Below are 25,215 nucleotides of genomic sequence, written 5' to 3'. Positions count from 1 at the left end.
CCGGAATCCGCCGTATCACCCGAAACGCCCCACGCACCGCATCACACAGCACCGGAGACCCTTCATGACTCGTCGCCGCCCGATTCGCGCCCTCGCGGCAGCCCTCGCCCTCGGCACCACCCTGGCCGTGGTGACCGGCTGCTCGGACGAGGGCGACCCGGTCTCCTTCGACACGCCGAAGAGCGACACGTCCGCCCAGCGCCAGGCCGTCCAGCACCACAAGCCGAAGCCCGGCGCCCCCGTGCCGGAGACGGTCTTCCCGACCGGCCCCAAGGCGGACTTCCGCACCGCCAACACGGTCGAGGACGGCACCAAGATCGGCGTGACGGAACTCCGCGGCGAGAAGTCCGGCTTCACGGGCAAGGTGTGGGTGTGGGCCCCGAAGCAGTATTTCGATCCGAAGTATGCCGAGAGCGGCTTCCCCGTCCTCATCGCCCTGCCCGGGGGCCTCGGCTATCCGACGAATTACTGGATGGGCACCGACCTGAAACTGCAGTCGAGCATCGCCCGGTGGTCGGAGGAGGGAAAGAGCCTTCCGTTCATCGTCGTGATGCCCGTTCTCAACCCGGACGACAAGGCGTACTACGACGGCAGTGATATCCCCGGCCGGCCGAGAATGGGCACCTGGCTGACCGAGGACGTGCCGGATTTCGTCCGGGCGAATTTCCGTACGTTCAAGTCCCGCGACGGCTGGGCCTTCATGGGGTCCTCGTCGGGCGGCTTCGTCGGCCTGAAGTCCGTGCTCCAGAAGCCGGACAAGTTCAAGGCGGTCATCGCGTCGGGGCCGGACCTCGTGCCCGACTCGCCGCTGTGGAAGGGCCACGAGAAGGAGCGGCAGGCGAACAACCCGGAACGGCTCGCCAAGGCGCTCGGCGCGAAGCCGGACACCGGGCCGAACCAGGTCTATCTGGCGTTCCAGATGGGAACGAAGGAGACCTGGATGGCCCCGCGCCTGAACGCCTTCATCAAGACCTACACCAAGGGCCCGGTGAAGTCGCGGCTGCAGATCATCCCGGGCGGCACGCACAACGCCAAGAGCTACGTGCGAGGAATGGACATGGGTTCGATCGCCTGGATCAGCAGGCACCTCCAGGCGCCGATCCCGTCCTCCTGAGCCTCAGGCACGCCGGGGGCCCAGGAGCGCCTGGGCCTCAGGGGCGCAGGGCTTCGAGCAGCTCCACCCGTACGTCCGCGGGGAAACCGGTCGTCGGACCGGTCCGGCGGGCGAACTCGCGCACGCCGGCGAGCTGCTCGGGCCCGAAGCGGAAGTCGAGGGTACGGAAGTACCGCTCCAGGAGCTCCGCGTCGAAGGCCTCCCAGCGGGCCGCCTGCTCGGCGACCTTGGCGACCTCCTCCAGGGACAGGTCCCGGGAGGCCAGGAAGGCCCGGTGCACGTCGTGGACGGTCTCCGGCTCGCGGGCCAGGAAGTCCTTGCGGACCGCCCACACCGCGAAGACGAACGGGAGCTCCGTCCACTCCTTCCACATCAGCCCCAGGTCGTGGACCTTCAGCCCCAGCCGGGGCGCGTCGTGCAGCGAGGCCCGCAGCGCCGCGTCGCCGATCAGCACCGCCGCGTCCGCCTCCTGCATCATCAGGCCGAGGTCGGGCGGGCACGTGTAGTAGTCGGGCGCCACGCCGTACCGCTCGGCGAGCAGCAGCTGCGCCAGGCGCACGGAGGTGCGGGAGGTGGAGCCGAGCGCCACCCGCGCGCCGTCCAGCTCGTCCAGCGGCAGCTGGGAGACGATCACGCACGACATGACCGGCCCGTCGCAGCCGACGGCGATGTCGGGCAGCGCGACCAGGTCGTCGGCGTGCCGGAGGTATTCGACGAGGGTGACGGGACCGATGTCGAGATCGCCCCGGACGAGCCGCTCGCTGAGCTTCTCCGGGGTGTCCTTCGTGAGCTCGAGATCGAGAAGCGTTCCGGTCCGGGCCAGGCCCCAGTAGAGGGGGAGGCAGTTCAGGAACTGGATGTGTCCGACGCGGGGCCGGCTGCGCTGGTGGTCATCGGTTGCATTGTCCACATCGCGAGGCTAGACCCGTCTCGTACGGTGGACATCGCCGGGGCCGCGTGTCAGCACCCACGCGCGGATCAAACATGCGGGTGACGTGATCTTTACCTCTACCGCTCCGCGCACGCTGCGTGCTACGCTCAACGCAAGTTGCAGTTTGGTTTCCCTTGCAGTACAGAGCCTGCGGAGCATGTGACCCGCAGGCTTTTGTAGTTTTCAGACTTGTTTGCAGGTTCTGGAGCAGGGCGACCCTTTGGCCCATAGGAGGGCTCATGGCTACCGGAACCGTGAAGTGGTTCAACGCTGAAAAGGGCTTCGGCTTCATTGCCCAGGAAGGCGGCGGCCCGGATGTCTTCGTCCACTACTCCGCGATCAACGCGTCTGGTTTCCGCTCCCTCGAGGAGAACCAGCAGGTGACCTTCGACGTCACCCAGGGCCCGAAGGGTCCGCAGGCGGAGAACGTCACCCCGGCCTAAGGCGCCCGGGTCGACTATCGCGATCTTCGAGAAGCAGTACCCAAGGAGCCCCGCTCCGTGCACGACTGTGTACGAGCGGGGCTCCTGCCGTCTCCCTGACCGGCCCCTGACCGGCTCCGTACGAATGCGGACGCCGGCGGAACCCAAGGCCCCTCCCCCGCCGTCCACTTGACGCGTACTCATCTACGCTGAGCGCGTTCGACCGACCACGGGGCAGGGACGACCAGGGGGATCAGACCGGCATGAGCGGCGAGAACGGCAAAGGGAAGAAGAGGGACGGCGGCAGCGGGATGGAACCGCTCGCGCCCGGCGACCCGCGCCTGATCGGCCCGTACCGGCTGCTCGGACGCCTCGGGTCCGGCGGCATGGGGCGGGTGTTCCTGGCCCGCTCCGAGAGCGGGCGCACGGTGGCCGTCAAGGTCGTGCACGAGGAGCACGCGCAGGACCCGCAGTTCCGGGCGCGGTTCCGCCGGGAGATCGACTCGGTCCGGAAGGTCGGCGAGCACTACACCGCACCCGTCCTGGACGCCGACCCCGAGGCGGACCGGCCCTGGGTCGTCACCGGCTTCGTGCCCGGGCCGTCCCTGGAGCAGGTCGTGCGCGAGCACGGCCCGCTGCCCGCCGACTCGATCCTCGCCCTCGCCCTCGGGCTGCTCCGGGCCCTCCAGGGCATCCACGGGGCCGGGATCCTGCACCGGGACCTCAAGCCGTCGAACGTGATGCTCACCGTCGAAGGCCCCCGGGTGATCGACTTCGGCATCGCGCGGGCCCTGGAGCCCTCGGTCGAGTCGCTGCTCACCAGCACCGGCATGGTGGTCGGCTCACCCGGCTTCATGGCCCCCGAGCAGGTGCGCGGCGAGACCCTCGGTCCGGCGGCCGACGTCTTCGCGCTCGGCTGCGTCCTGATGTACGCGGCGACCGGCCGGCTGCCCTTCGGACACGGGGCCAGCAACCAGCACGCGATCATGTTCCAGATCGTCGAGGCCGAGCCCGAGCTCGACCGGATCGAGTCCGAGGAGCTGCGCGGCTTCGTCGCCCGCTGCCTCACCAAGGACCCCCAGCAGCGGCCCGCCATCGAGGCCCTGCTGGCCGACCCCGCCCTGCCCGGCGAGGAGACCGGCCGCGGCGCCGCCACGGGGGCCTGGCTGCCGCCCGAGCTGGTGGCACGGCTCGCCCGCCAGGCTGCCCGGCTGCTCGACGCGGAGGCCCTGTCCGAGGAGCTGGAGCGGGAGGCGGCCGACCGGACCGCCGGGGCGAGCGGCCCCTCTACGCCCGGCACGGGCTCCGGCACCGGCGCGGCCGGACCGCTCTCCAAGGACGGCGTGACACCCGGGACGCCCGGAACCGGACCGGCCGGAGCGGCTGCCGCGTCCGTCACTCCCGTCACCGCCGGCACCGGCCGCCGCGAGCCGCGCCGCGCCTCTCGTGTCTGGGCGGTCGTGGCCGCCGTCTTCGTCGTCCTCGGCGTCAGCGGCACCGTCGTCAAGCTCATCGACGACGGCGCACGCGAACGCGACCTCCAGGCCTCCCCCGGCACGTCCGCCACCACCGCCCCGCCCGCCACCGGCACCGGCCCCACGTCGGCTCCCCCGCCCGGCACGCCCACCAAGCCCGGCCAGGCCCCGACGACCGTCGCCCCGCCGCCCGGCGGCCCGGGCGGAGCGGTCGGCGGCGCCTCCGGCGGGTCCGGCGGCGGCCTGCCGGCCAGCGGCGGCGGTACGGCCTCGAGCGGCGGCTCGGCGACCACCACGTCCGGCGGCTCCTCGGTGACCGGCGGCTCCTCGGGCGGCTCGGTGAGCGGCGGCTCCTCCGGCGGCACCACCACCCGGCCGCCCGCCACCACCGCCCCGAAGCCGCCCGCCACCAACGACAACCGGGTCCCGTCGGCCTTCGTCGGCACCTGGAAGTACACGGCGGACTACAACATCAGCCAGCCCGAGACGGTCTACATCTACAGGGTGGCCCCGGGCCAGATCGCCGCCCGGATGATCACCAACATCAACGGGGCGCACTGCGAGTACGTGGCCAAACTGGTCTCCATCACCGACGGCGGCAAGCGCATCAACCTGGGCACCACCACCGTCGACCAGGCCAAGTCCGGCGGCTACCCCTACTGCACCAACGGCGACACCTCCGCGTTCAAGCTCGCCGTGCCGAGCGGCATCCTCCGCGACGTGGGCCCCTCCCACGGCGAGGGCTACCACTACCACCGGGTCTGAGGCGGGCACGGAACGCGGTACGGACCGAGGAACGGAAGAGGCGGGCCACCGGTACGCGTCGTACGGTGGCCCCATGAAGAGCGCCGAGCTTCTCCTTGACGCCTTCGGCCGGGTCCAGGAGGCCGTGCACGAAGCCGTCGAGGGCCTGTCCGATGACGACCTGGCCGTACGGGTCGATCCCGACGCCAACTCGATCGCGTGGCTGGTCTGGCACCTCACCCGCATCCAGGACGACCACGTCGCCGACGCGTTCGGCACCGAACAGGTGTGGACGGCCGATGGCTGGTCCGGCCGCTTCGGCCTGCCCTTCCCCGAGGACGCCACCGGCTTCGGCCAGAGCAGCGAGCAGGTCGCGGCCGTCCGCGCCCCGGCCGACCTGCTCCTCGGCTACTACGACGCCGTCCACGCCCGCACCCTCGACCACGTCGGCTCCCTCACCGACGGCGACCTGGACCGGGTCGTCGACACCCGTTGGACGCCGCACGTCACCCTGGGCGTCCGCCTGATCAGCGTGATCGCCGAGGACAACCAGCACGCGGGCCAGGCGGCGTACGTACGCGGGGTCGTCGAGCGCCGCTGATCGGCGAAGAGGGCGGGCGTGCCCCCCGATCACACCTCCGCCCGCTCGGGCGCCCCCCGGTGCCGGGCGATGTTCCGCTCAAGGAGCCGGGTCGAGGCGGCGACGCCGACCCCGCTGCCGGGATCGACGGCCGACAGCCGGCCGTCCGCCCGCCTCAGCTCGGCCAGCGCCGCGTCCATCGCCTCATGGGCGGCGAAGAGGCACGGCGTGCTGTAGATCGCCACGTCCACGCCGAGATCGGTCAGCTCGGACAGGGAGAGCCGGGGCGACTTGCCGCCCGCGATCTGGTTGAAGAGCAGCGGCTTGCCGTCCACGACCTTCCGGATCCGGCGGACCCATTCCACGCTCCGAACACCGTCCACCAGGACGGCGTCGGCGTCGGTGGCCGCCAGGCACTCGGCCCGCCGCAGGATGTCGTCCTCGTCCGTCGCGTCCGTACGGGCCACGACCACCAGGTCCCGGCGGGTGGCGAGCACCATCTCCAGCTTGGTCAGGTACTCCTCCAACGGCAGCACCTGCTTCCCGTCCGCGTGCCCGCACCGCCGCGGCCGCTTCTGGTCCTCCAGGATCACCCCGGAGGCCCCGATGCGCTCCAGGCTCTCCACGACGTGGCAGGCGACCTCGGGGTCGACGTACCCGTCGTCGATGTCGACGAGCAGGTCGTGCCGGGGGAACGCCCCGCGCAGCCGCTGCACGAAGGCCAGCATGTCCGGCCACGCGATGAAGCCGATGTCCGGCAGCCCGTAGTACGAGGCCGCGAAGCCGAACCCCGACACGAACATCCCGTCGTAGTGCCCGGCGGCGACGGACGCCGAGTACATGTCGAACACCCCGACCAGGGGCGTCGTCCCCGGTGCGGTGATCCGGTCGCGCAACGCGTTGCCGTAACTGGTGTGGCCCACTGCCTGACTCCTCGTCCTCGCGCAGCGCGCCGACGCGCTGCCGACACGATGGTTGGCGGCGCACGCCCGCGACATCCCCGGGACGGGCGCGCCCTCACCCGCCAGGCGGACGGCTTTCACCTGCAGAAACGTCACTGGAGAAAGCGGAGGCGACACCTCCGTCGCGCCGCGTCGGCCGAGCGACCGGGACGGGACGGGACGGGCCGGGACGGGACGCGTCATCCCACCGCCACCGTCACCGGCACCGCCGCCCAGACCGTCTTGCCGACGCAGCGGCTCTTCACCCCCCAGGCGGTGGCGAGCGCGGCGACGAGCGGAAGGCCGTAGCCGTTCTCGTCCGGATACGGGTTGGGCTCGGGTTCGCGCTCGGCGCGGGTGTCGGAGACCTCGACCCGCAGGTGGTCCTCGGCAAGCAGGAGCCGGACCTCGAAGTCCCGGCCGGGCACCCGACCGTGCGTGACCGCGTTGTTGGCCAGCTCGGCCACCACCAGCTCGGCGGCATCGGTGTCCGACAGCCCCCAGTCCCGCATCTGCTGCACGGCGAGGAGGCGCGCGAGCCGCGCGCCCCGGCGCGTCGAAGAGAGCCGTTGCGCGAACACGCTCCCGGACGCGCCGCCGGACTCACTGGTGAGGGTGGTCATTTCCGTCTTCATGGCCCCGAGACTGGAGCCCCGGCCGTAACCTGACCAGGGGCGACACCACGACGCTGAGTAGCGGTACGAGCACGCCAAGAGGGCGGTACGGATGTCGGGAAACGAGGAGGAGCGGCCGGAACGGCCGTCCGAAGTCGACGGTACGGCGCATCTGTTCAGGGCGCTGGGGAAAATCATCAAGGTCCTGCGCAAGAACGCGGGCCTGAGCCAGGCGGAGCTCGCGGACGCCACGCACTGTAGCGAGGACCTGGTCTCCTCGGTAGAGCGCGGCGTCCGCACCCCGCAACCCGACTTCCTGATCCGGGCGGATCCGGTGCTGCGGGCGGACGGGGTGCTGATCGCGTCGGTGGACGACGTGAGGGAGGCGCTGGCGCGGGCGCGGGTGCGGCATCCGGACTGGTTCAGGAGCTTCGCGAAGGAGGAAGCAGAGGCCGTCGCATTGCACTACTACGCGGTGCAGGCCGTGCCGGGCATTCTCCAGACTCGGACCTACGCGGAGGCCGTCTTCCGACATCGTCGTCCGCTGTACGACGAGGAGACGCTCGAGAAGCGGATCGCGGACCGCATCTCGCGGCAGGCCATCCTCGACAAGTGGCCCGCGCCGACGCTCAGCTTCGTCATCGAGGAGGCCGTACTACGCCGCCCGCTGTGCGGCGCGGAAGCCTTCCGGGAGCAGTTGCGGCGCCTCATCGAGGTCGCCCAACGGCGCACCGTACACCTACAGATCCTGCCCTTCGACTGCACGGAACACCCGGGCCTGGAAGGCGCGTTCACCCTTCTCACGCCCAAGGGAAGGCGGGAGGTCGCCTACATCGAGAGCTACAGTCACGCTCGGCTAATCACCGACCCGGAAGAGGTGCGCACGTACACCGAGCGCTATGGGATCATCCGCGCACAGGCACTCACGTCCCACGAGTCCCTGGACTTGATCGAGAAGATGCTGGGAGAGCTATGAGCACTGCGGATCTGGCCTGGTTCAAGAGCAGCTACAGCGGCGGCGAAGGTGGCGAGTGCCTCGAAGTCGCATACCACTGGCTCAAGTCCAGCTACAGCAGCAGCGAAGGCGGCAACTGCGTCGAGGTCGCCGCGCACCCCACCACCGTCCACGTCCGCGACTCCAAGAACCCCGACGGGCCCCAGCTCGCCCTGGCGCCCGCCGTGTGGTCGTCGTTCGTGTCGTACGCGCGCGTCTGACCGCCGGAAGCAGCGGTCAGAACACGAAGACGGGGGCCGTCGCCGCTTCCATCTCGCACGCGTTCCCGAAGGTCTTCGTCCAGGAGACGGGGGCCTCGTTGAACGTGCCCTCCGCCTTCGCCGTGACCGGGTCGTGCTGCTGCGTGCAGGCCCTCAGCTCGCCCTTCAGCTTGTCGAAGTCGCCGCCGGAGTCGTGGAGGGCGTCGCAGGCCAGGTCCGCCTTCGGGTGGTTGCCGCCGTTCGGGCGACAGCCGAGGAAGACGTCCTTCGCGACACCGGCCGAGTCCGTGACGGTCAGGTGCAGGCGGGTGGGCGGCTTCGGCGCCCACTCGGTGGCGGCGGGGCCTTCCGGTCCGGAGACGGGGACGGGCACGGGGCCGGCCGTGGCCGTGCCGGAGAGGCCGAGGCCGAGGGCGGCGGCGCAGGTGGCGGCGGCAAAGGCGTAGGCAAGGTTTCGTTTCATGTCTACGATCTCCCCCCTATGACCAGCACCTTCATCCTCTTCGACGTCGACGGCACCCTGATGGACGCAGTCGAGAACCAGCGGCGTGTCTGGCACGCCTGGGCTGCTCACCACGGGCTGGACGGGGACGAGGTGTACGCCGTCGCGCTGCGGACGCGGCCGGTGGAGACGTTCGCGACCGTCGCGCCCGGGGCCGATCCCGACGAGTGCCTCGCCCTCCTGCACGCGCTGGAGGACGAGGACGTGCGGACGGGTACGTACAGCGCCTTCGAGGGCGCGGCCGAGCTCCTGAACGCCCTGCCCGCCGACCGGTGGGCGCTGGTGACGTCGAACTACGAGCACCGGGTACGGGGGCGGTTCGAGCGGACCGGGCTGCCGCTGCCCGGCCTGATCGTGGACGCGGCCTGCGTCAGCGAGGGCAAGCCCTCGCCCGTGCCGTACCTGATGGCCGCCGAGAAGCTGGGCGCGGACCCGGCCGACTGTCTGGTGATCGAGGACGCGCCTTCGGGCGTACGGTCGGGGCGGGCGGCCGGAATGACGGTCTGGACCGTCAACACGGCTGTCCCGCCGGAGGGTTCGCACCGGCACTTCGCCACACTGGCGGAGGCCGTACCGGAGATACTGGCGAGCGTCAGGGCCTCGTGACGGCCGCCGAGGCGGTGTCGATGAACTCGTCCAGGACGTCACGGGAGCGGAGGAGATCGACGATCAGGCGGTCGATGCGCTCGCGTTCCTCGATGAGTTCGTCGACCAGCCGGCCGGTGGTGAGCTCGGTCGGGCCGGCGTCGACGTCCTGCATGCAGGGAAGGATGCGGGCGATCTTCTTGCTGTTCAGGCCCGCCGCGTAGAGCGACTGGATGCGGATGACGCGGTCGACTGCCCAGTCGCCGTACTCCCGGTGGCCGCCGGGGGTGCGGTCGGAGCGGAGCAGGCCCTGCTGTTCGTAGTAGCGCAGGGAACGCTCGGTCACTCCGCTGCGACGGGCGAGTTCGCCGATGCGCATGTCCACCCCATCACTTGAATCTGACACCGGTGTCAACTTCTACGGTACCGGCATGACGAACGACAGCGCGGGCGCTTCCCGCCTCTTCGAGACCACGACCCTCGGCCCCCTCGCCCTGCCGCTGCCCAACCGGCTGGTGATGGCCCCGATGACCCGTAACCGCGCCGCCGCCGACGGCACGCCCGGGCCGCTCATGGCGACGTACTACGCGCAGCGCGCCTCGGCCGGGCTGATCATCGCCGAGGCCACGACGCCGAACGCCGTGGGACAGACCTACGCCGACATTCCCGCGCTCTACTCCGATGCTCACGTGGCAGGGTGGCGGGGAGTCACCGACGCCGTACGGGAAGCGGGCGGGCGGATGTTCGTACAGCTCCAGCACGGGGGGCGGGTCGGCCACCCGGACAACAGCGGCTTGGTGCCGGTGGCGCCGTCGGCGGTGGCGTTGCCGGAGGAGATCCACACGCCGGGCGGGCGGCGGCCGGCCGTCGTCCCGCGAGAGATGACCCACGACGACATAGGGACGACCGTCGCCGACTTCGCCGCCGCCGCGCGGCGGGCCGTCGAGGCGGGCTTCGAGGGCGTCGAGGTGCACGCCGCCAACGGCTACCTCCTCCACCAGTTCCTGGCGAAGAACACGAACCTGCGGGACGACGAGTACGGCGGCCCGGTCGAGCACCGGATCCGCTTCGTGGTGGAGGTCGTGCGGGCGGTCGCGGAGGCGATCGGGCCGGAGCGGGTGGGGGTGCGGATCTCTCCCGGAGTCGCCGTCAACGGCGTCGAGGAGGGTGACACGGAGGCCATCTACCCGGCGCTGGTCTCGGCGCTCGGCGGGTCGGGTGGGGGCCTCGGCGGGGGCCTCGCCTACTTGCACGTGGTGTTCGCGGACCCGGAGCAGCCGCTGTTCCAGGAGATCCGGAGGATCTGGCCCGGCACGCTGATCGCCAACCCCGTCCTCGGCTGGGGCGGCCCGCTCCCCGCCGACGGCGGCCGCCAGGCCGGCGAACGCCTCCTCGCCGCCGGCGCCGACCTCATCTCCCTGGGCCGCGCCTTCCTGGCCAACCCGGACCTGGTCGAACGACTGCGGGCGGGTGCGCCGCTCAACGCGGTACGGATGGAGGGGCTGATGTACGGGGGTGGGGCGACGGGTTACACGGACTACCCGACGACTCGGGAGGGTGCGGGGGCGCTCGTGGGGTAGCCGGGGCTCTCGGCGCAAACCCGCACCCGCGCCCGCCTCGTCACTGGCGCGCTTCGTCCGTGGCTCCGAGAAGGCGCAGGGCCGTGACGCGTAGCGCCGCCTTCGCCTCGGCGTGGGTCATGCGGCCGGATGTCGCCTCGGCGCCGGCCGCGTGGCCGACGGCGACGAGCGCGGAGACCAGCCAGCGGGACGAGGGTCCGGGTGCGAACTCGCCGGTGCGGCGGCCGCGTTCGATGAGGCGGACGAGACGTTCGGTGACGAGCCCATGGCGGTCGGAATCCCGCCCGTCCTCGCCCCCGTCCTCGCCCCCTCCCCCGGCCTCGGCCTCGGCCAGGAGGAGCGGTGCGTTGCCCTCGAACGACTGCCATGACGCATCGAGGAACCGCAGCAAGGCGGCTCCGGCCGGTCCCTCGTCGAGCTCGGCAGCGTCCAGGGCCGCGACGGCGTCCGACGTGATCCGGTCGACGGCGGCCGCCAGCAGCCCGTCCCGCGAGGAGAAGTGGGCGTAGACGGTCTGCCGGGTCACCCCGGCCGCCTTCGCGATGGCCTCCATCCCGGCGTCGGGACGCTGCCGCAGCAGGCGGACGGCGGCGTCGAGGACAAGAGCCCTGCTGCGCTCGGCGTCCGCGCGGCGGCGGTGACCGGGCTCCCCGGAGGCCGTCATCTCTTACACCCTTGTCAAAGTTAGTGGATCACTCGTACCTTTACAGCCGTGTAAGAAATTGTAGGCCGCCCTGCCCCGCACGATGCCCTCGTCCGCCCGAGCCCCGGGGGAAGCCATGCCACCCTCCACCGAATCCGAGCCTGCCCCCGACTCCGACCCCGCACGGTTCGTCACCGCGTTCTTCGAATCCCTCACCGCGGCCACCGTCGGCGGCACCCCACCGGAGGACGTGATGGAGCGCCACTTCACACCGGACATCGTGCAGATCAGTGACGGCATCCGGCTCGATCACGACCGGCTCCTCGCCCATCTGCGACCGGTGCGCAGGAACGTGACCGCATACCGGTTCGAGGTGCACGAAGCCCTCGCCCAGGGCACCCACATCGCCGCCCGCCTCACCGTCCACGCCCGCACACGTCAGGGCGGAGCCACCACCACCGACGTGCACCTCTTCGCCGACTTCACGGACGACGGCCGGATGCGCCGCGCGCACCAGCTCACCCGCGCCGTGTCCCGCTGACCATCCAAGGAGCCCACACCATGCGCGTCCGACTCGCACTCGGGATCTCTCTGCTCGCCACCGGTCTGCTCGCCGGCGCCTTCGGCTACGGCGCCGCCAACCTCGTGCCGACCTTCGACGCCGTGCCGCAGGACATGCGGTTCGCGTTCCACGCCGAGCTGATGAAGATCAATGGAATCACCGTCCAGGGCACGATGGTCGTCTCCTTCCTCAGCGCGGCCGTTCTCGCCTTCCTCGCCCACGGCCGCGCCCGGGCCATGGCCGCGGCGGCGAGCGCGCTCACCTTCGCGTCCTTCCTGATCACCCGCTTCGGGAACGTGCCGATCAACGGAAGGATCAAGCGGTGGGCCGTCGAGGGGCCCGAGCCCGACACCGCCGAGCTCCTGGGGCGCTGGGAGCTCTTCAACGACGCCCGTACGATCAGCGCCGTCGCCGCCTTCGCCCTGCTCTGCCTCCTCGCGCTCCGGTCGAGCGGCGAACGGGCCCAGTCCGGGCGGGCCTCGTCCGAGCTGACCCAGTCCGGAACGGCCTAGTCAGGGCCGCTCCAGTCGAACGGGAAGTGTTTGCTCGACCGGCCGCTGCGGTCCCAGCTGAAGCCGTACGCGTCCGCCCGGTCCACGGTCGACCGGCCCCAGGTCGCGACCTGGCCGGGGCCGACCTCCGAGCCCGGGGTGTTGTGGACCTGGACCCGGGCGCCCTCCGGGGTCGTCGGGCCGGTGAGGGCCTCCGCGCCCGCCCGTACCTTGCCGGGGACCTCCGCGCTCCAGGACGCCAGGTCGGCGGCCACGGTCACCTCGATCGGAGCGAATTCCATCCCCCGCATCTCGGCGCCGAACATCTCGCCGAACTGCGCCGGCCAGCCGCCCGCCTCCCCGCCGAAGATCGCCCCCAGCGCCGCCCGCTGCCGCTCGTCGGCGCGCTCGTCGACGAAGACGGCGGCGAAGGGGTCGGTGTGCTCGCCCGTCCACGGGTTGCCGGTGAAGGACCCCAGCATGACGACGTTGAGGCCGTCGAGGCGTACGTCTCCGTAGGTGCCCTCTCTGATGTGCCAGACCAGCACGCCTTCGCAGTCGCCGAAGGTCGGTGGCTGGGCGAAGGTGCAGGGGCACGGGATCGTGCATTTACAGGTGTCGAACCAGTCGCCGACGAGATGCCATCGGGTGTCGGTGCCGGTGTCGGCTCCGGTTTCGGTTTCGGTAGGAGTGGTCATCCTGCTCGCCTCCTACCTTCCAGCATGACGCCGTCGACGGTCTGCAGCCCGTCGACCGCGCATGATCCCCCCGAGGCGTCCGGCCGCCAGTCGTCAGCCGCCAGCCGTCAGCTCAGCCGGGCATCCGCATAGACAGCCATCGCAGCACGCTGATACTCGGCCAGGCCGTCGGCGATCCGGTCGAAGTTCTCACGAAACCGCGGGTCCTCCGCGTACGTGGCGGCCAGGCCCCGGTACGCCTCCGCGTTCGGCGTCCAGAAGCGGCACACGCCCTTGTAGTGGGCGTCCACCTCGGACTGGACCGCCGGGTCGTCGACGGGGGTGCCGGCGGCCATGTGCTCGGCGAAGCGGATCATCTGCGCGGTGACCTCGCGCTGCCACTCCTCGCCGGCCTCCGGGGTCAGGGATTCTGCCGCCTTCCGGGACTCCGTCGGCGATCGACCAGGCCATGGCGGTGCCCTTCCCTCGCCGGGGCCGGTCGGTCCGGCCCCGTACGAAGACCGTAGGAGTTGCCGCGGTGTCAACCGCAAGTGCCGCCGGCCCGCCCCCCGCCGCCCCGCCGCACCCGACCGTTCCGGGCACGGCTTGTCGGGTCCTGGGAGGGTGGTCCTTCCTACGGTGAAGGCACCAGAAGGAAGGACGCACAGGCGTGCTGGAGGAGCTGAACCGGGCCCTTGACCACATGGAGCGCCGTCTCGACCGCGAGGTGGACGTCGCCGAGGCCGCCCGGATCGCGATGACGTCGGAGTACCACTTCCGGCGGCTGTTCTCGGCGCTCGCCGGGATGCCGCTCTCCGTGTACGTACGGCGCCGGCGCATGACGCTGGCCGGGGCCGAGGTGCTGGCCGGGGAGCGGACGCTGCTCGACATCGCGGTGCGGTACGGCTACGGCTCGGGCGAGGCGTTCGCCCGGGCGTTCCGTTCGGTGCACGGGGTGGGGCCGGGCGAGGTCCGGCGTACGGGAGCGGTGCTCACGTCCCAGCCGCGGATGTCCTTCCGTGTCGTCGTCGAAGGGAGTAGCACCATGCGGTACCGGATCGTCGAGAAGGACGCCTTCCGGATCGTCGGCAGGAAGGCCCGGGTCCCGCTCGTCCACGAGGGGGTGAACGCGGCCGCCGCGGCGCACGTGGAGAACCTGGGCGAGCAGGCGATCGTACGGATGAAGGCGCTGTCCGACCGGGACCCGGAAGGGGTCCTGTCGGCGGTGGAGCACCTGAGCGACAGCCGTGAGGAGGGCGCCGAGGTGGACTACTGGATCGGTGTGGCGACCGGTCCGGGAACGTCCGCGGAGGAGCTGGACGTCCTGGACGTGCCGGCCGGGACGTGGGCGGTCTTCGACAACCACGGGCCCTATCCGAGCGCCCTCCAGGAGTTGTGGCGGGACGTCTTCACGCAGTGGTTCCCCTCGAACCCGTACGCGAGCCGCCCGGGTCCGGAGCTGTTGAAGACCCAGCCGGTGGAGATCGGCGCGGAGACGGACTCGCAGCTGTGGGTCCCGGTCGAGCGGGTCGCCGGCTAGCGGGACCCGGGCCGGCGGGTCACGGACCCGCGGGTCACAGACTCGCGGGGCACGGGCGCCGGGGCGTGAAGACCGGCACGTGGAGGTCGCCCTCCGGGCGGAAGGCGACCTCCAGGTCCATGCCGATGCGCAGCTCGTGCTCCGGGCAGTCGACGATCTCGGTCATCATCCGCGGGCCCTCCGCGAGGTCGACCACCGCCGCCACGTAGGGGACGCGGTCGCCGAAGGGCGGGAGGTCGTTGCGGTGGACGACGGACCAGGTGTAGAGCACGGCGCGGCCGCTCGCGCGCCGCCAGGCGACGGCGTCGCTCCAGCAGTGGGGGCAGAACTCGCGGGGGTAGTGGTGAGTGCGGTCGCAGTCGGCGCAGTGGCGCAGGAGGAGGCGGCCTTCGGCGGCGGCGTCCCAGTAGGGGCGGGTGAAGGCGTCGACGTCGGGGAGGCTGGCGGGGCGGGCGGTCATCAGAAGAGTCCGATCGCGTGGTCGAGGGACCAGGTCTGCCAGGACATGGCGAAGAGGGCGACGAGGGAGATCAGCGCCATCATCGCGTTCTGCCCCTGCTCGGCCCAGTCGTGGATCATCAGCATGAGGTAGAGGAGGTTGAGGAGCAGGCCGCCGACGAGGGCGACGGGGGTGAGGAGGCCGGTGATCAGGCCGAGGCCGAGGGCGAGTTCGGCGTTGACGACCACGTACGCCATGAGCTTGGGACGGGGGGCGACGACGGCGTCGAAGCCCTTCTTCACGGCGGGCCACTTGTGCCGGGCGGCGACGTCGGCGGCCCAGGCGATGCCGGTGCCGCGCTCGAACCAGCCCTTCCTGTCCTTGTGGCGCCAGCTCTCCAGCCACCACAGGCCGAGGCCGATGCGGAGGACGGCGAGCCATTCGGCGCCGGTGAGCCAGACGGTCTGCATGCGCGAGCCTCCCGGGGAAACGGATCTGACGGTACGTCAGTTCAGCGCAGGAGCACTCCGGACACAAGGGGGAGCGGGGAGGCGAGGTGGGCGGCGAGGGAGGGGGACGGGTCCGCGTGACCGATTCGCAACCGAAATCCCTCTTGACCGAGACCCACAGCGTGTACACGTCATTACGCTCAGAATTCATGGTCACCACCCCCCAAGCACCGCCCCCACAGGTCGTCCACCCGGTGTACGTCATCGGCGGCGGCCCCGGCGGACTCGCGGTCGCCGCCACCCTGCGCGCCCGCGGCGTCCGGGCCGTCGTCCTGGAGAAGTCCGACGCCGTCGGCGCCTCCTGGCGCGAGCACTACGACCGGCTGCGCCTGCACACCACCAGGCGCCTGTCCGCACTGCCCGGCCTCAAGATCCCGCGCTCCTACGGGCGCTGGGTGGCGCGGGCGGACGTGGTCCGCTACCTGGAGGCGTACGCGGAGAAGCACGAGCTGGAGATCGTCACCGGGGTCGAGGTCTTCCGCGTCGAGCGGGACGGCACCGAATGGGTGCTGTACGCGACCGGCGGGCGGCGGCTCGTCGGCAGCGCCGTGGTCGTGGCCACCGGCTACAACCACACCCCGCGGCTGCCGGCATGGCCCGGACGCGAGACGTACGAGGGCGAGCTCGCGCACGCGCGGGAGTACCGCGCGCCGGGGCCGTACGAGGGCAAGGACGTCCTCGTCGTGGGCGTCGGCAACACCGGTGCGGAGATCGCCGCGGACCTGGCGGAGGGCGGGGCCGCCCGGGTGCGGCTGGCGGTGCGGACGGTCCCGCACATCGTGCGCCGCACGACCCTCGGCTGGCCCGCCCAGCGCAGCGGCATCCTGGTCCGGCGGCTGCCGGTGGCGCTGGTCGACCTGCTCGGCCGGGCCCTGAGCCGCTTCGCGTCGCCGGACCTGACGGCGTACGGCCTGCCCCGCCCGGACACGGGCCTCGCGACCCGCACCCGCGCGGGAGCGGTGCCGGTGCAGGACGTGGGGCTCGTCGACGCCATCCGGTCCGGCAAGGTCGAGGTCGTCGCGGCCGTCGAGGCGCTGGACGGGCGCGAGGTCGTCCTCGCGGACGGCAACCGGATCACCCCGGACGCGATCATCGCCGCCACGGGCTACCACCGCGCCCTGGAACCCCTCCTCGGCCACCTGGACGTCCTGGACCCCCAGGGCCGACCCCTGACCCGCGGCCCCCGCTGCCCGCGCACCGCCCCGGGGCTCTACTTCACCGGGTTCACCAACCCGATCAGCGGCATGCTGCGCGAACTCGCCCGCGACGCGGAGCGGATCGCCCGCCGGATCGCCCGCAGCGGCGCGGGCACCCAGGCGGCCGGAGCCGGTCCGGAGAGCGGGCCCGCGAGCCGGAGCTAGCCGCCCGCGCGGCCGATGGCCGGCGTGGCGGTCGCAGGCTCGCGCGCGTCGTGGGTCGTACGTTGCGGTGCAACCGCCCTCGCGGGCGGGGGCGTCACCTCCTGCGTCTCGTTCGTATCAACGAAAGGCACCGAAACGTGCGACCCGACCGTCGTTCGATCCTCGCCGCAGGCACCGGCGCGGCCCTTGCCGCCGTGGCGCTGCCGCTGACCCCTGCCCATGCCGCGCCCGGAGGGGCGCGGCGGCGTTTACGCGCGCTGGAGCGGGAGCACGGCGCCCGCCTCGGGGCGTACGCGTACGACACCGGGAGCGGCCGCCTGGTCACGTACCGCGCGGACGAACGCTTCCCGATGTGTTCGCTGTTCAAGACGCTGGGTTCGGCGGGGGTGCTGCGGGACCTGGACCGCGACGGCGAGTTCCTCGCCCGGCGCGTTCACTACACGCAGGAGTACGTGGAGCGCTCGGGCTGGTCGCCGGTCACGAGCAAGCGCGTCGAGGGCGGCATGACGGTCGCCGAGCTGTGCGAGTGCTCCATCACCCACAGCGACAACACCGCCGCCAACCTGCTGCTGCGCGAGCTCGGCGGCCCGACGGCCATCACCCGCTTCGCCCGGTCCATCGGCGACGAGGTGACCCGGCTCGACCGCTGGGAGCCGGAGCTGAACTCGGCGGAGCCGTGGCGCGAGACGGACACGACGACCCCGCGCGCGATCGCCCGTTCCTACGCCCGGCTCGTCCTGGGCGGTGCCCTCGCGACCGGCGACCGGCGCCGGCTGACCGGCTGGATGCTGGCCAACACGACCAGCCTCGAGCGCTTCCGCAAGGGGCTGCCGGCCGACTGGACGCTGGCCGACAAGACCGGCGGCGGCCGGTACGGCGGGAACAACGACGCCGGGATCGCCTGGCCGCCCGGCCGGCCGCCGGTCGTCCTGGCCGTCATGACCACCAAGCCGGCGGAGGACGCCGAGGCCGACAACGTGCTGGTGGCCAGGGCGGCCGAGGTGCTCGCGGACGCCGTGACCACGTAGTCCGCCCGCCCCCTCCCCGTACGACTCCCCGCACGACTCCCGAACGACCTATTCCTGACTGACCGTCAGTTGAGTAATCTGACTGTGCGTCAGGTCAAGCCGGGGCGGCTCCGGTCTTCGGGATGGGCGGTGCGGAACGATGCTGGGATCGACTCACGGGACCTTCACCACCGACCTCCGGGCCCGGGTGGACGCCTGCGGCGAACAGCCGGCCCGGACGGTCGTGCACGGCATCGCCGCAGTCGAGGGCGACACCGACGTCAGCGGGCGCCCGCTGTACGCGCCCGTGCCCGACCTCGACCGGTTCTTCCGGCCCCGGGTGGTCGCCGTCGTCGGCGCCTCCGACACCGAGGGGCGGCCCAACACCGGGATCACCCGGCAGCTGCTCGACTGGGCCGGGCGGGTCGGCGCGCGGGTGGTGCCCGTGCATCCGACCCGTACCAGCGTCTTCGGCATCGACTGCGTGCCCTCCGTCGAGGAACTCGACACCCTCGGGGACCTCGGCGCGCCCGTCGACCTCGCCGTGCTGCTGGTCGCCGACCCGCTGCCCGTCATCGAGCGGCTCGCCGGGTCCAAGGTGCGGTTCGCCGTCGCCTTCGCCTCCGGCTTCGCCGAGACCGGGGAGGAGGGCGCGCGGGCGCAGGAGCGGCTGGCGGCGGCGGTCGGGCGGTCCGGGACGAGGCTCCTCGGCCCCAACACCAACCTCAACGCCTTCGAGCGCTTCCGCGAGGACCTGGAGGGACCGGCGATCGCGCTGATCACCCAGTCCGGCCACCAGGGCAGGCCCCTGTTCACGATGCAGGAGCTCGGCATACGGCTCTCGCACTGGGCGCCCACCGGCAACGAGGCCGACCTGGAGACCGCCGACTTCATCTCGTACTTCGCACACCGGCCCGAGGTCGGGGCCATCGCCTGTTACGTGGAGGGGCTCAAGGACGGCCGCTCCTTCCTGCTCGCCGCCGACCAGGCCGCCCGCCGTCAGGTGCCCGTCGTCGCCGTGAAGGTCGGCCGCACGGAGGCCGGGGCCCGGATGGCCGCCTCGCACACCGGCAAGCTCACCGGCGCCGACCAGGTCGTCGACGCGGCCATGCGGCAGTTCGGGGTGATCCGGGTCGACGGGCTCGACCAGCTCCAGGACACCGCGGCGCTGCTCGCCCGCGCCCGCCGTCCGGTCGCCGAGGGCGTCGTCGTCTACTCCATCTCCGGCGGCACCGGCGCCCACTTCTCCGACCTGGCGACCGCGGCGGGCCTCACCCTGCCCACCCTGTCGGTCACCAAGCAGGACGAGCTCCACCAGTGGATACCGGAGTACCTGAGCGTGGCCAACCCCGTCGACAACGGCGGGCACCCGGTCGGCGACTGGCGCGGCCGGAAGATCATCGACGCGATCCTCGCCGACCCGTCCGTCGGGGTGCTGATCTGCCCCATCACCGGCCCCTTCCCGCCGATGAGCGACCGGCTCGCGCGGGACCTGGTGGACGCGGCCGAGGAGACGGACAAGCTGATCTGCGTGGTGTGGGGCTCGCCGGTCGGCACCGAGGACGCCTACCGCACGACCCTGCTCGGCTCCTCGCGGGTCGCCACCTTCCGCACGTTCGGCAACTGCATCGGCGCGGTCAAGGCGTACCTCGACCACCACCGCTTCACCACCGGCTACCGCTCCCCCTTCGACGAGGCCCCGCGCACCCCGTCCCCCTCCCTCCGCAAGGCCCGGGCCCTGCTCCGGCCCGGCCACCGGCTGAGCGAGCACGCGGCGAAGCAGCTGCTGCGGGCGTACGGGATACGGGTGCCCCGCGAGCAGCTGGTGACCAGCGCCGCCGCGGCCGTACGGGCGGCGGGACTGGTGGGGTATCCGGTGGTCATGAAGGCGTCGGGCGCGCGGCTCGCGCACAAGACGGAGCTCGGGCTCGTGAAGGTCGGACTGACGTCGGCGAGCCAGGTCCGGGACGCCTACCGGGAGTTGACCGACATCGCCCGCTACGAGGAGCTCGACCTGGACGGCATCCTGGTCTGCCAGATGGTCGGGCGGGGGGTGGAGATGGTGGTGGGCGTGACCCATGACTCCCTGTTCGGGCCGACGGTCACGGTCGGGCTCGGCGGGGTCCTGGTGGAGGTCCTGAACGACACGGCCGTGCGCGTGCCGCCGTTCGGGGAGCGGGAGGCCCGGGACATGCTGGGCGAGTTGCGCGGACGGGCGCTGCTCGACGGGGTGCGGGGGGCGCCGCCGGCGGACGTGGACGCGCTGGTGGAGGTCGTGCTGCGGGTGCAGCGCATGGCCCTCGAACTCGACGGGGAGCTTTCCGAGTTGGACATCAACCCGCTGATGGTGCTGCCGCGGGGGCAGGGCGCGGTGGCCCTGGACGCGCTCGCGGTGTGCCGCTGAGGAGGCGTACGCACGTGGAGGACGTCCTGCACGCCGTCGAGAACGGCGTCTCGTGGATCACGCTCAACCGGCCGGAGGCGATGAACGCGGTCACCTGGGAGCAGCGGGAGCGGATCGTCGCGCTGCTCGACGAGGCCTCGGCCGACCCGGAGGTCCGGGCGGTGGTCGTGACCGCGACGGGGCGGGGCTTCTGCGCGGGGGCGGACCTGCGCGGCGGGCCGTCCGCCGCCGGGGAGCGGGTGCAGGGGGACGTGGCCCGGATGATCCGGCGCGGCGCGCAGCGCTTCGTCGGGGCCGTGCTGGACTGCGAGAAGCCGGTGATCGCGGCGGTGAACGGGACGGCGGCCGGGATCGGGGCGCATCTGGCGTTCGCGTGCGACCTGGTGATCGCGGCGGAGTCGGCGCGGTTCGTGGAGGTGTTCGTCCGGCGCGGGATCGTGCCGGACGGCGGCGGGGCGTATCTGCTGCCGCGGCTGGTGGGGCCGCAGCGGGCGAAGGAGCTGATGTTCTTCGGCGACGCCGTGCCGGCGGCCGAGGCGCGGGCGATGGGGCTGGTGAACCGGCTGGTCCCGGCGGAGGAGCTGGAGAAGACGGCCCGCGAGTGGGCCGAGCGGCTCGCCCAGGGGCCCACCCGCGCCCTCGCGCTCACCAAGCAGCTGGTCAACGCGTCCCTGGACGCCGACCGGGCCGCCGCCTTCGCGGCGGAGGCGGCGGCCCAGGAGCTCTGCATGACGACGCGGGACGCGCGGGAGGGCGTGGCGGCGTTCGTGGAGCGGCGGGCGGCGCGGTTCGAGGGGCGGTAGGGGCGGGGGCCGAGGCGTCACGGGGGTTCTCATCTGACGAACCGTCAGCTTCAATGGGGGTGTGATGGGACACGCTGGGATGGCCGTCGCCGCCGTCCGATACCTCAGGTCGGCCGGTGCGCCCACGGCCGCGGAACCCCTTCCCCGCATGCCGCGCCGTCCCGCACTGCGGGCGGTGCGGGAGGACGAAAGGCTGCCGGTCGATCCCGCCGAGTTCCGGCGGGTGCTGGGAAACTTCGCGAGCGGGGTCACGATCGTCACCGCCCTCGACGAGGAAGGCCCGGCCGGCTTCGCCTGCCAGTCCTTCGCCTCGCTCTCCCTGGACCCGCCGCTGGTCGCCTTCATGGTCGCCCGCACCTCGACGACCTGGCCCCGGATCGCCCGGGCGGGCCGCTTCTGCGTCAACGTCCTGGGCGCCGGACAGGGCGCGCTCTGCCGGGCGTTCGCGGTGAGCGGCGCGGACAAGTTCGCCGGCGTGGACTGGACCCCCGCCCCGGCCACCGGCTCCCCCCGGCTCCCGGACGCGCCCGCCTGGATCGACTGCGTGATCGCCACCGTCCACACGGGCGGCGACCACCTGATCGTGGTGGGCCGGGTGGAGGCCCTGGGCGCGACGGAGGACGGCGAGCCGCTGCTGTTCCACCGGGGGCAGTTCGGGCGGTTCGGGCGGTTGGAGGGCTGACCGGCTGACGTCAGTCCCCGATGACGCCCGTCCACAGTCCGAGGCCGCAGAGCCCGAACACGGCGAGGACCGCGAGCGTGCCCCACACGAGCACCATGACGAAGTAGCCCTGCCGCGCGTACCGCGCCACGAGCGCCGCCACGCCCAGGCACACCCAGGCCGCCAGCCAGGCCCGCCAGCCGCCGATCGGCCACAGGAGCGCGCCCCCGACCCCCGCGAGGAGCAGCTGCCAGCCGAGCACCGGCCCCCCGGCGCGCCGCCCGGCGACCTCGCCGAGCAGTACGGAGGGCACCACGACCGCCGCCGACGCCACGGTCGTGGCGATCAGCGCGAACATCACGAGGAACGGCATGAACACCAGGGTCCACGCGCTGACCGACTCCTCCCCCGGCTCGGGCTCCCGGCTCTCCCCGAACACGAGCCCCAAGACCAGCGCGAGCGCCGCCTCCAGGAACAGCACCAGCATCGACACCATCAGCATCCGCCGGAACGTGCGCCCTTCCGTGGCCGTCGCACCCGGGTCGCTGCCCGCCAGTCGTTCTGAACGCATTCAAATCCCCTCCTGGCCCGCATCCTCCTCCATGCGGGCCGAGGCCGTGCGGCCGGGGTGCCCCTGCGTCGTCGCGCTAGAGCGCCGGAAGGGGCTCGGCGGGACGGGGGCGCCTGATCACCAGGGCCATCAGGGCCGCCGCCGCGCAGAGGGCGCCGGAGGCGTACCAGACGACGTCGTAGGAGCCGAAGAGGTCGCGGGCGACGCCGCCGGCGAAGGCGATGACGGCGGCGCCGACCTGGTGGGAGGCGAGGACCCAGCCGAAGACGATGGCGCTGTCGTCGCCGTAGTGCTCGCGGCACAGGGCGAGGGTGGGCGGCACCGTGGCGACCCAGTCGAGGCCGTAGAAGACGATGAAGAAGAGCATCGGCGGGTGCACCGCCGGGGCCAGCAGGATCGGCAGGAAGAGCAGGGAGACGCCGCGCAGCGCGTAGTAGACGGCGAGGAGGCGTCGGGCCTCGAAGCGGTCGGTGAACCAGCCGGAGGCGATCGTGCCGACCACGTCGAAGACGCCGATGACGGCGAGGAGCCCGGCGGCCGCCGTGACCGGCATGCCGTGGTCGTGGGCGGCGGGCACGAAGTGGGTCCGCACCAGGCCGTTCGTCGAGGCGCCGCAGATCGCGAACGTGCCCGCGAGCAGCCAGAAGGGGCCGGTGCGGGCCGCCTTGAACAGGACGGTCACCGCACGGCGGGCGGCGCCCGGGACGGGGGCGGGCTTCTCGGCGTACTCACCGCCGTACGGGGCGAGGCCCACGTCCGCCGGGTGGTCGCGCAGCAGCAGCCAGACGAACGGCACGACGGCGAGCGCGGACAGGGCGACGGTCACGGCGGCCGGGCGCCAGCCGTGGTCGTCCACCAGCCAGGCCAGCAGCGGCAGGAAGATCAGCTGCCCTGAGGCACCGGCGGCGGTGAGGATGCCGGTGACCAGACCGCGCCGGGCGACGAACCACCGGTTGGTGACGGTCGCGGCGAACGCGAGGGCCATCGAACCGCTGCCCAGGCCGACGAGGACGCCCCAGTAGAGGACGAACTGCCAGGGCGCCGTCATCCACACCGTCAGCAGCGAGCCGAGCGCGATCACGCTCAGCGCCGCCGCGACGACGCGGCGGATGCCGAACCGGTCCATGAGCGCGGCGGCGAACGGCGCCGTCAGGCCGTACAGCGCGAGGTTCACCGACACCGCGAAGCCGATGGTGCCGCGCGACCAGTGGAGGCCGGAGTGCAGCGGCTCGATCAGCAGGCCGGGCAGCGACGCGAAGGCGGCCGCGCCGATGATCGTGACGAAGGTGACGGCCGCGACGAACCACGCGCGGTGGATCCGGCGGCCGCGCGGCCGGTACGAGGTGGGGGCGGGAGTGTCGGTTGTCTGGGTCACGTCACCCAGCATCGAGCCGGAGCCCCCACCGGACCATTGGCCCGGATGCCAGCTTTCCAACGGATCGGGCCAACAGACCGGGCCAACGAATCGGGCCAACGAATCGGGCCAACAGACCGGGCCAAGGGAGCGGACCAAGGGAGCGGACCAACAGACCGGGCATCACGGGCTCCATGCCGTCACGCCCGCGGCAGCGTCCTGATCGGCCGCACGACCAGCAGCGCCGCCACCACGAGGACCGCGATCCCCGCCCCCGCCAGCAGCACCCGCTCCGTACCGAAGACGGAGGCCACCGGCCCCGAGAGGGTCCGTCCGACGCCCATCATCAGCAGCGATCCGGCCACGTCGTAGGCGTGCATGCGGTTCAGGGCGTCCTGCGGCACATGGGTCTGCACCGCCGTCGACCACATCACCAGCCAGAAGGCGAAGGCCGCGCCGCCGACGAACTGGCCCGCGTGCAGCAGCGGCACGGGCGCGCCGGTGCCGAGCAGCAGCAGGTTCACCGGCAGGCCGAGCAGCGCGACGGCGCCGGCGGCCAGCGGGCGGACCGGGCGCAGGCGCAGGGCGAGCAGACCGCCGACCGCGCTGCCGGCGCCGCCCGCGGCCATCAGCACGCCGTAGGTGGCCGAGCCGTGCTGCCCGGTCACCAGGTCCGCGGTCAGCGGCACCATCGGTCCGGCGACGGTCAGCCCGTACACCGTCCAGATGGCGATGACGCCCCACAGCCAGCTCCTCGCCTGGAACTCCCGCCAGCCGATGGCCATTTCGGTGCCGAGCGAGCCGCGCCTGACCCCGTCCGACGGGATCGGGGCCAGCCGCAGCAGCAGGAAGCAGACGGCGCTGACGGCGAAGGTCGCCGCGTTGACGGCGAAGGCGGCGCCCGCGTTCCACAGGGCGACGAGCAGACCGGCGAGGGCCGGGCCCGCCATGACCATGAGGGCCTCGACGACCCGCAGGACCGCGTTGGCGCGCTGCACGTCGGGCGCGATGCGCGGGATCGTGGACGCGACGCCCGGCTGGAACAGGGCGGCGCCGACGCCGGCGACGGTGGACAGCGCGTACACCGCCCACAGCGGCGGGCTGCCGAACGCGAAGGTGACGCCGAGGAGCAGGGCGCCGGGCAGCCGGAGCAGATCGGCGAGGATCATCATCCGCCGGGCCGTGAAGCGGTCGGCGAGGACGCCGCCGAAGAGGACGAAGACGGCGAAGGCGGCCGTCCACAGGCCGAGCGCGTAGCCGACGGTGGAGCCGGGGTGCCCGGCGCCGAGGAGTCCGGCGGCGAAGGCGACCGGGACCATGCCCTCGCCGAGGACGGCGACCGCGCGGGCGACGAAGAAGAGCCGGAAGTTACGGTTCCACAGGGTGGGCGGCTCGGTGGGCGAGGGGCTCGGCCCGGCCGGCGCGGGAATCCGTTCGGCGGCCTCAGACTTGTACGTGTTGTCCGTCACGAAGAGCACAGGTACCAGCAA

29 protein-coding genes are annotated in these 25,215 nt (G+C 72.4%); 16 read left to right on the top strand and 13 right to left on the bottom strand.

From position 1 onward, the window contains the following. Nucleotides 1–64 precede the first annotated feature (64 nt). The gene (locus ACFY7C_RS29405) at nucleotides 65–1,114 is read left to right on the top strand and encodes an alpha/beta hydrolase (RefSeq protein ID WP_389656016.1); all 1,050 of its coding nucleotides are present in this window, start codon (nucleotides 65–67) and stop codon (nucleotides 1,112–1,114) included. Between the two features lie 37 nt (nucleotides 1,115–1,151). Here ACFY7C_RS29405 and ACFY7C_RS29400 read toward each other — a convergent pair whose 3' ends face one another. Further along, complete coding sequence (locus tag ACFY7C_RS29400) at nucleotides 1,152–2,024, bottom strand: menaquinone biosynthetic enzyme MqnA/MqnD family protein (RefSeq protein WP_389656014.1); 873 nt, start codon at nucleotides 2,022–2,024, stop codon at nucleotides 1,152–1,154. A gap of 260 nt (nucleotides 2,025–2,284) precedes the next feature. On the opposite strand from ACFY7C_RS29400, the gene ACFY7C_RS29395 reads away from it, so the two are divergent. The 3 genes from ACFY7C_RS29395 to ACFY7C_RS29385 all read left to right on the top strand — a co-directional run bounded on the left by ACFY7C_RS29395 (nucleotide 2,285) and on the right by ACFY7C_RS29385 (nucleotide 5,287). Then, nucleotides 2,285–2,488, top strand: coding sequence for a cold-shock protein (locus ACFY7C_RS29395; RefSeq protein ID WP_345486399.1), 204 nt, complete (start codon nucleotides 2,285–2,287; stop codon nucleotides 2,486–2,488). Between the two features lie 242 nt (nucleotides 2,489–2,730). Beyond that, nucleotides 2,731–4,707, top strand: coding sequence for a serine/threonine-protein kinase (locus tag ACFY7C_RS29390; protein ID WP_389656011.1), 1,977 nt, complete (start codon nucleotides 2,731–2,733; stop codon nucleotides 4,705–4,707). 73 nt (nucleotides 4,708–4,780) lie between these two features. After that, nucleotides 4,781–5,287 carry a DUF664 domain-containing protein gene (locus ACFY7C_RS29385; RefSeq protein WP_389656009.1) on the top strand — a complete coding sequence of 169 codons (507 nt, stop codon included), beginning with the start codon at nucleotides 4,781–4,783 and terminating at the stop codon, nucleotides 5,285–5,287. 29 nt (nucleotides 5,288–5,316) lie between these two features. Here ACFY7C_RS29385 and ACFY7C_RS29380 read toward each other — a convergent pair whose 3' ends face one another. Further along, nucleotides 5,317–6,189: an oxaloacetate decarboxylase gene (locus tag ACFY7C_RS29380; RefSeq protein WP_389656007.1), complete on the bottom strand. Its 873-nt coding sequence runs from the start codon at nucleotides 6,187–6,189 to the stop codon at nucleotides 5,317–5,319. A 218-nt stretch (nucleotides 6,190–6,407) separates the two neighbouring features. Beyond that, entirely contained in the window at nucleotides 6,408–6,842 is a 435-nt protein-coding gene (locus ACFY7C_RS29375) for an ATP-binding protein (RefSeq protein ID WP_389656005.1), read from the bottom strand. 91 nt (nucleotides 6,843–6,933) lie between these two features. Here ACFY7C_RS29375 and ACFY7C_RS29370 point away from each other — a divergent pair, with 91 nt between their 5' ends. Together ACFY7C_RS29370 and ACFY7C_RS29365 are read left to right on the top strand one after the other, a co-directional pair. Beyond that, entirely contained in the window at nucleotides 6,934–7,797 is an 864-nt protein-coding gene (locus ACFY7C_RS29370; protein ID WP_389656004.1) for a helix-turn-helix domain-containing protein, read from the top strand. Continuing rightward, entirely contained in the window at nucleotides 7,794–8,036 is a 243-nt protein-coding gene (locus ACFY7C_RS29365) for a DUF397 domain-containing protein (protein WP_389656002.1), read from the top strand. The genes ACFY7C_RS29370 and ACFY7C_RS29365 overlap by 4 nt, the downstream gene beginning before the upstream one ends. Nucleotides 8,037–8,052: 16 nt before the next feature. On the opposite strand, the gene ACFY7C_RS29360 is transcribed toward ACFY7C_RS29365, so the two are convergent. After that, the gene (locus ACFY7C_RS29360; protein ID WP_389656001.1) at nucleotides 8,053–8,499 is read right to left on the bottom strand and encodes an SSI family serine proteinase inhibitor; all 447 of its coding nucleotides are present in this window, start codon (nucleotides 8,497–8,499) and stop codon (nucleotides 8,053–8,055) included. Nucleotides 8,500–8,517: 18 nt separating this feature from the next. Between ACFY7C_RS29360 and ACFY7C_RS29355 the strand changes: the two genes are divergently transcribed. Further along, nucleotides 8,518–9,144 (top strand): HAD family hydrolase, encoded by a 627-nt coding sequence (locus ACFY7C_RS29355; RefSeq protein WP_389655999.1) that lies wholly within the window; start codon nucleotides 8,518–8,520, stop codon nucleotides 9,142–9,144. On the opposite strand, the gene ACFY7C_RS29350 is transcribed toward ACFY7C_RS29355, so the two are convergent. Then, a complete protein-coding gene (locus ACFY7C_RS29350) occupies nucleotides 9,131–9,502 on the bottom strand; it encodes a MerR family transcriptional regulator (RefSeq protein WP_389655998.1) in 372 nt (123 codons plus the stop codon). The two genes, ACFY7C_RS29355 and ACFY7C_RS29350, sit on opposite strands and share 14 nt — an antisense overlap. Before the next feature lie 52 nt (nucleotides 9,503–9,554). Here ACFY7C_RS29350 and ACFY7C_RS29345 point away from each other — a divergent pair, with 52 nt between their 5' ends. After that, the gene (locus ACFY7C_RS29345) at nucleotides 9,555–10,703 is read left to right on the top strand and encodes an alkene reductase (protein ID WP_389655997.1); all 1,149 of its coding nucleotides are present in this window, start codon (nucleotides 9,555–9,557) and stop codon (nucleotides 10,701–10,703) included. Nucleotides 10,704–10,743: 40 nt separating this feature from the next. On the opposite strand, the gene ACFY7C_RS29340 is transcribed toward ACFY7C_RS29345, so the two are convergent. Beyond that, complete coding sequence (locus ACFY7C_RS29340) at nucleotides 10,744–11,367, bottom strand: TetR/AcrR family transcriptional regulator (protein WP_389655995.1); 624 nt, start codon at nucleotides 11,365–11,367, stop codon at nucleotides 10,744–10,746. Between the two features lie 115 nt (nucleotides 11,368–11,482). Between ACFY7C_RS29340 and ACFY7C_RS29335 the strand changes: the two genes are divergently transcribed. Next, a complete protein-coding gene (locus ACFY7C_RS29335) occupies nucleotides 11,483–11,887 on the top strand; it encodes a nuclear transport factor 2 family protein (protein WP_389655993.1) in 405 nt (134 codons plus the stop codon). Between the two features lie 20 nt (nucleotides 11,888–11,907). Beyond that, the gene (locus ACFY7C_RS29330; protein WP_389655992.1) at nucleotides 11,908–12,420 is read left to right on the top strand and encodes an anthrone oxygenase family protein; all 513 of its coding nucleotides are present in this window, start codon (nucleotides 11,908–11,910) and stop codon (nucleotides 12,418–12,420) included. On the opposite strand, the gene ACFY7C_RS29325 is transcribed toward ACFY7C_RS29330, so the two are convergent. Then, nucleotides 12,417–13,097: a DUF1326 domain-containing protein gene (locus ACFY7C_RS29325; RefSeq protein WP_389655990.1), complete on the bottom strand. Its 681-nt coding sequence runs from the start codon at nucleotides 13,095–13,097 to the stop codon at nucleotides 12,417–12,419. The genes ACFY7C_RS29330 and ACFY7C_RS29325 overlap by 4 nt on opposite strands. Nucleotides 13,098–13,204: 107 nt before the next feature. Beyond that, nucleotides 13,205–13,621: a TipAS antibiotic-recognition domain-containing protein gene (locus tag ACFY7C_RS29320; protein WP_389656920.1), complete on the bottom strand. Its 417-nt coding sequence runs from the start codon at nucleotides 13,619–13,621 to the stop codon at nucleotides 13,205–13,207. Nucleotides 13,622–13,746: 125 nt separating this feature from the next. On the opposite strand from ACFY7C_RS29320, the gene ACFY7C_RS29315 reads away from it, so the two are divergent. Next, the gene (locus ACFY7C_RS29315; RefSeq protein WP_389655988.1) at nucleotides 13,747–14,616 is read left to right on the top strand and encodes a GyrI-like domain-containing protein; all 870 of its coding nucleotides are present in this window, start codon (nucleotides 13,747–13,749) and stop codon (nucleotides 14,614–14,616) included. Between the two features lie 34 nt (nucleotides 14,617–14,650). Here ACFY7C_RS29315 and ACFY7C_RS29310 read toward each other — a convergent pair whose 3' ends face one another. Together ACFY7C_RS29310 and ACFY7C_RS29305 are read right to left on the bottom strand one after the other, a co-directional pair. Continuing rightward, nucleotides 14,651–15,076, bottom strand: a complete 426-nt coding sequence (locus tag ACFY7C_RS29310; RefSeq protein ID WP_389655986.1) for a Zn-ribbon domain-containing OB-fold protein — start codon at nucleotides 15,074–15,076, stop codon at nucleotides 14,651–14,653. Then, nucleotides 15,076–15,525 (bottom strand): DoxX family protein, encoded by a 450-nt coding sequence (locus ACFY7C_RS29305; protein ID WP_389655984.1) that lies wholly within the window; start codon nucleotides 15,523–15,525, stop codon nucleotides 15,076–15,078. Before ACFY7C_RS29305 ends, ACFY7C_RS29310 begins: the two co-directional genes overlap by 1 nt. 188 nt (nucleotides 15,526–15,713) lie before the next feature. Between ACFY7C_RS29305 and ACFY7C_RS29300 the strand changes: the two genes are divergently transcribed. From ACFY7C_RS29300 to ACFY7C_RS29280, 5 genes are all read left to right on the top strand, one after another. Then, nucleotides 15,714–16,925, top strand: coding sequence for a flavin-containing monooxygenase (locus tag ACFY7C_RS29300; protein WP_389655982.1), 1,212 nt, complete (start codon nucleotides 15,714–15,716; stop codon nucleotides 16,923–16,925). Between the two features lie 137 nt (nucleotides 16,926–17,062). Then, nucleotides 17,063–17,953, top strand: coding sequence for a class A beta-lactamase (bla, locus tag ACFY7C_RS29295; RefSeq protein WP_389655980.1), 891 nt, complete (start codon nucleotides 17,063–17,065; stop codon nucleotides 17,951–17,953). A gap of 139 nt (nucleotides 17,954–18,092) precedes the next feature. After that, nucleotides 18,093–20,336, top strand: coding sequence for an acetate--CoA ligase family protein (locus tag ACFY7C_RS29290; protein WP_389655978.1), 2,244 nt, complete (start codon nucleotides 18,093–18,095; stop codon nucleotides 20,334–20,336). A gap of 14 nt (nucleotides 20,337–20,350) precedes the next feature. After that, nucleotides 20,351–21,139, top strand: coding sequence for an enoyl-CoA hydratase/isomerase family protein (locus ACFY7C_RS29285; protein ID WP_389655976.1), 789 nt, complete (start codon nucleotides 20,351–20,353; stop codon nucleotides 21,137–21,139). A gap of 79 nt (nucleotides 21,140–21,218) precedes the next feature. Next, on the top strand, nucleotides 21,219–21,821 hold the full coding sequence (locus ACFY7C_RS29280; RefSeq protein WP_389656917.1) for a flavin reductase family protein: 603 nt from the start codon (nucleotides 21,219–21,221) through the stop codon (nucleotides 21,819–21,821). 10 nt (nucleotides 21,822–21,831) lie between these two features. On the opposite strand, the gene ACFY7C_RS29275 is transcribed toward ACFY7C_RS29280, so the two are convergent. From ACFY7C_RS29275 to ACFY7C_RS29265, 3 genes are all read right to left on the bottom strand, one after another. Continuing rightward, nucleotides 21,832–22,371 (bottom strand): hypothetical protein, encoded by a 540-nt coding sequence (locus ACFY7C_RS29275; protein WP_389655974.1) that lies wholly within the window; start codon nucleotides 22,369–22,371, stop codon nucleotides 21,832–21,834. 76 nt (nucleotides 22,372–22,447) lie between these two features. Beyond that, on the bottom strand, nucleotides 22,448–23,758 hold the full coding sequence (locus ACFY7C_RS29270) for an MFS transporter (RefSeq protein WP_389655972.1): 1,311 nt from the start codon (nucleotides 23,756–23,758) through the stop codon (nucleotides 22,448–22,450). A 167-nt stretch (nucleotides 23,759–23,925) separates the two neighbouring features. Continuing rightward, nucleotides 23,926–25,194, bottom strand: coding sequence for an MFS transporter (locus ACFY7C_RS29265; RefSeq protein WP_389656914.1), 1,269 nt, complete (start codon nucleotides 25,192–25,194; stop codon nucleotides 23,926–23,928). Nucleotides 25,195–25,215: the final 21 nt, after the last annotated feature.

It is taken from the genome of Streptomyces sp. NPDC012769 (assembly GCF_042901205.1).
Classification (GTDB): domain Bacteria; phylum Actinomycetota; class Actinomycetes; order Streptomycetales; family Streptomycetaceae; genus Streptomyces.
The sequence above is the reverse complement of the archived record's forward strand: the minus strand, read 5'-3'. Positions and strand labels throughout refer to the sequence as shown.

Bases quoted from the DNA above. Each gene is read 5' to 3' on its own strand.
- ACFY7C_RS29405 (WP_389656016.1), top strand. From the start codon at position 65: ATGACTCGTCGCCGCCCGATTCGCGCCCTCGCGGCAGCCCTCGCCCTC.
- ACFY7C_RS29395 (WP_345486399.1), top strand. From the start codon at position 2,285: ATGGCTACCGGAACCGTGAAGTGGTTCAACGCTGAAAAGGGCTTCGGC.
- ACFY7C_RS29390 (WP_389656011.1), top strand. From the start codon at position 2,731: ATGAGCGGCGAGAACGGCAAAGGGAAGAAGAGGGACGGCGGCAGCGGG.
- ACFY7C_RS29385 (WP_389656009.1), top strand. From the start codon at position 4,781: ATGAAGAGCGCCGAGCTTCTCCTTGACGCCTTCGGCCGGGTCCAGGAG.
- ACFY7C_RS29375 (WP_389656005.1), bottom strand. From the start codon at position 6,842: ATGAAGACGGAAATGACCACCCTCACCAGTGAGTCCGGCGGCGCGTCC.
- ACFY7C_RS29370 (WP_389656004.1), top strand. From the start codon at position 6,934: ATGTCGGGAAACGAGGAGGAGCGGCCGGAACGGCCGTCCGAAGTCGAC.
- ACFY7C_RS29365 (WP_389656002.1), top strand. From the start codon at position 7,794: ATGAGCACTGCGGATCTGGCCTGGTTCAAGAGCAGCTACAGCGGCGGC.
- ACFY7C_RS29360 (WP_389656001.1), bottom strand. From the start codon at position 8,499: ATGAAACGAAACCTTGCCTACGCCTTTGCCGCCGCCACCTGCGCCGCC.
- ACFY7C_RS29355 (WP_389655999.1), top strand. From the start codon at position 8,518: ATGACCAGCACCTTCATCCTCTTCGACGTCGACGGCACCCTGATGGAC.
- ACFY7C_RS29350 (WP_389655998.1), bottom strand. From the start codon at position 9,502: ATGCGCATCGGCGAACTCGCCCGTCGCAGCGGAGTGACCGAGCGTTCC.
- ACFY7C_RS29345 (WP_389655997.1), top strand. From the start codon at position 9,555: ATGACGAACGACAGCGCGGGCGCTTCCCGCCTCTTCGAGACCACGACC.
- ACFY7C_RS29340 (WP_389655995.1), bottom strand. From the start codon at position 11,367: ATGACGGCCTCCGGGGAGCCCGGTCACCGCCGCCGCGCGGACGCCGAG.
- ACFY7C_RS29335 (WP_389655993.1), top strand. From the start codon at position 11,483: ATGCCACCCTCCACCGAATCCGAGCCTGCCCCCGACTCCGACCCCGCA.
- ACFY7C_RS29330 (WP_389655992.1), top strand. From the start codon at position 11,908: ATGCGCGTCCGACTCGCACTCGGGATCTCTCTGCTCGCCACCGGTCTG.
- ACFY7C_RS29325 (WP_389655990.1), bottom strand. From the start codon at position 13,097: ATGACCACTCCTACCGAAACCGAAACCGGAGCCGACACCGGCACCGAC.
- ACFY7C_RS29310 (WP_389655986.1), bottom strand. From the start codon at position 15,076: ATGACCGCCCGCCCCGCCAGCCTCCCCGACGTCGACGCCTTCACCCGC.
- ACFY7C_RS29305 (WP_389655984.1), bottom strand. From the start codon at position 15,525: ATGCAGACCGTCTGGCTCACCGGCGCCGAATGGCTCGCCGTCCTCCGC.
- ACFY7C_RS29300 (WP_389655982.1), top strand. From the start codon at position 15,714: ATGGTCACCACCCCCCAAGCACCGCCCCCACAGGTCGTCCACCCGGTG.
- ACFY7C_RS29290 (WP_389655978.1), top strand. From the start codon at position 18,093: ATGCTGGGATCGACTCACGGGACCTTCACCACCGACCTCCGGGCCCGG.
- ACFY7C_RS29280 (WP_389656917.1), top strand. From the start codon at position 21,219: ATGGCCGTCGCCGCCGTCCGATACCTCAGGTCGGCCGGTGCGCCCACG.
- ACFY7C_RS29275 (WP_389655974.1), bottom strand. From the start codon at position 22,371: ATGCGTTCAGAACGACTGGCGGGCAGCGACCCGGGTGCGACGGCCACG.
- ACFY7C_RS29270 (WP_389655972.1), bottom strand. From the start codon at position 23,758: ATGCTGGGTGACGTGACCCAGACAACCGACACTCCCGCCCCCACCTCG.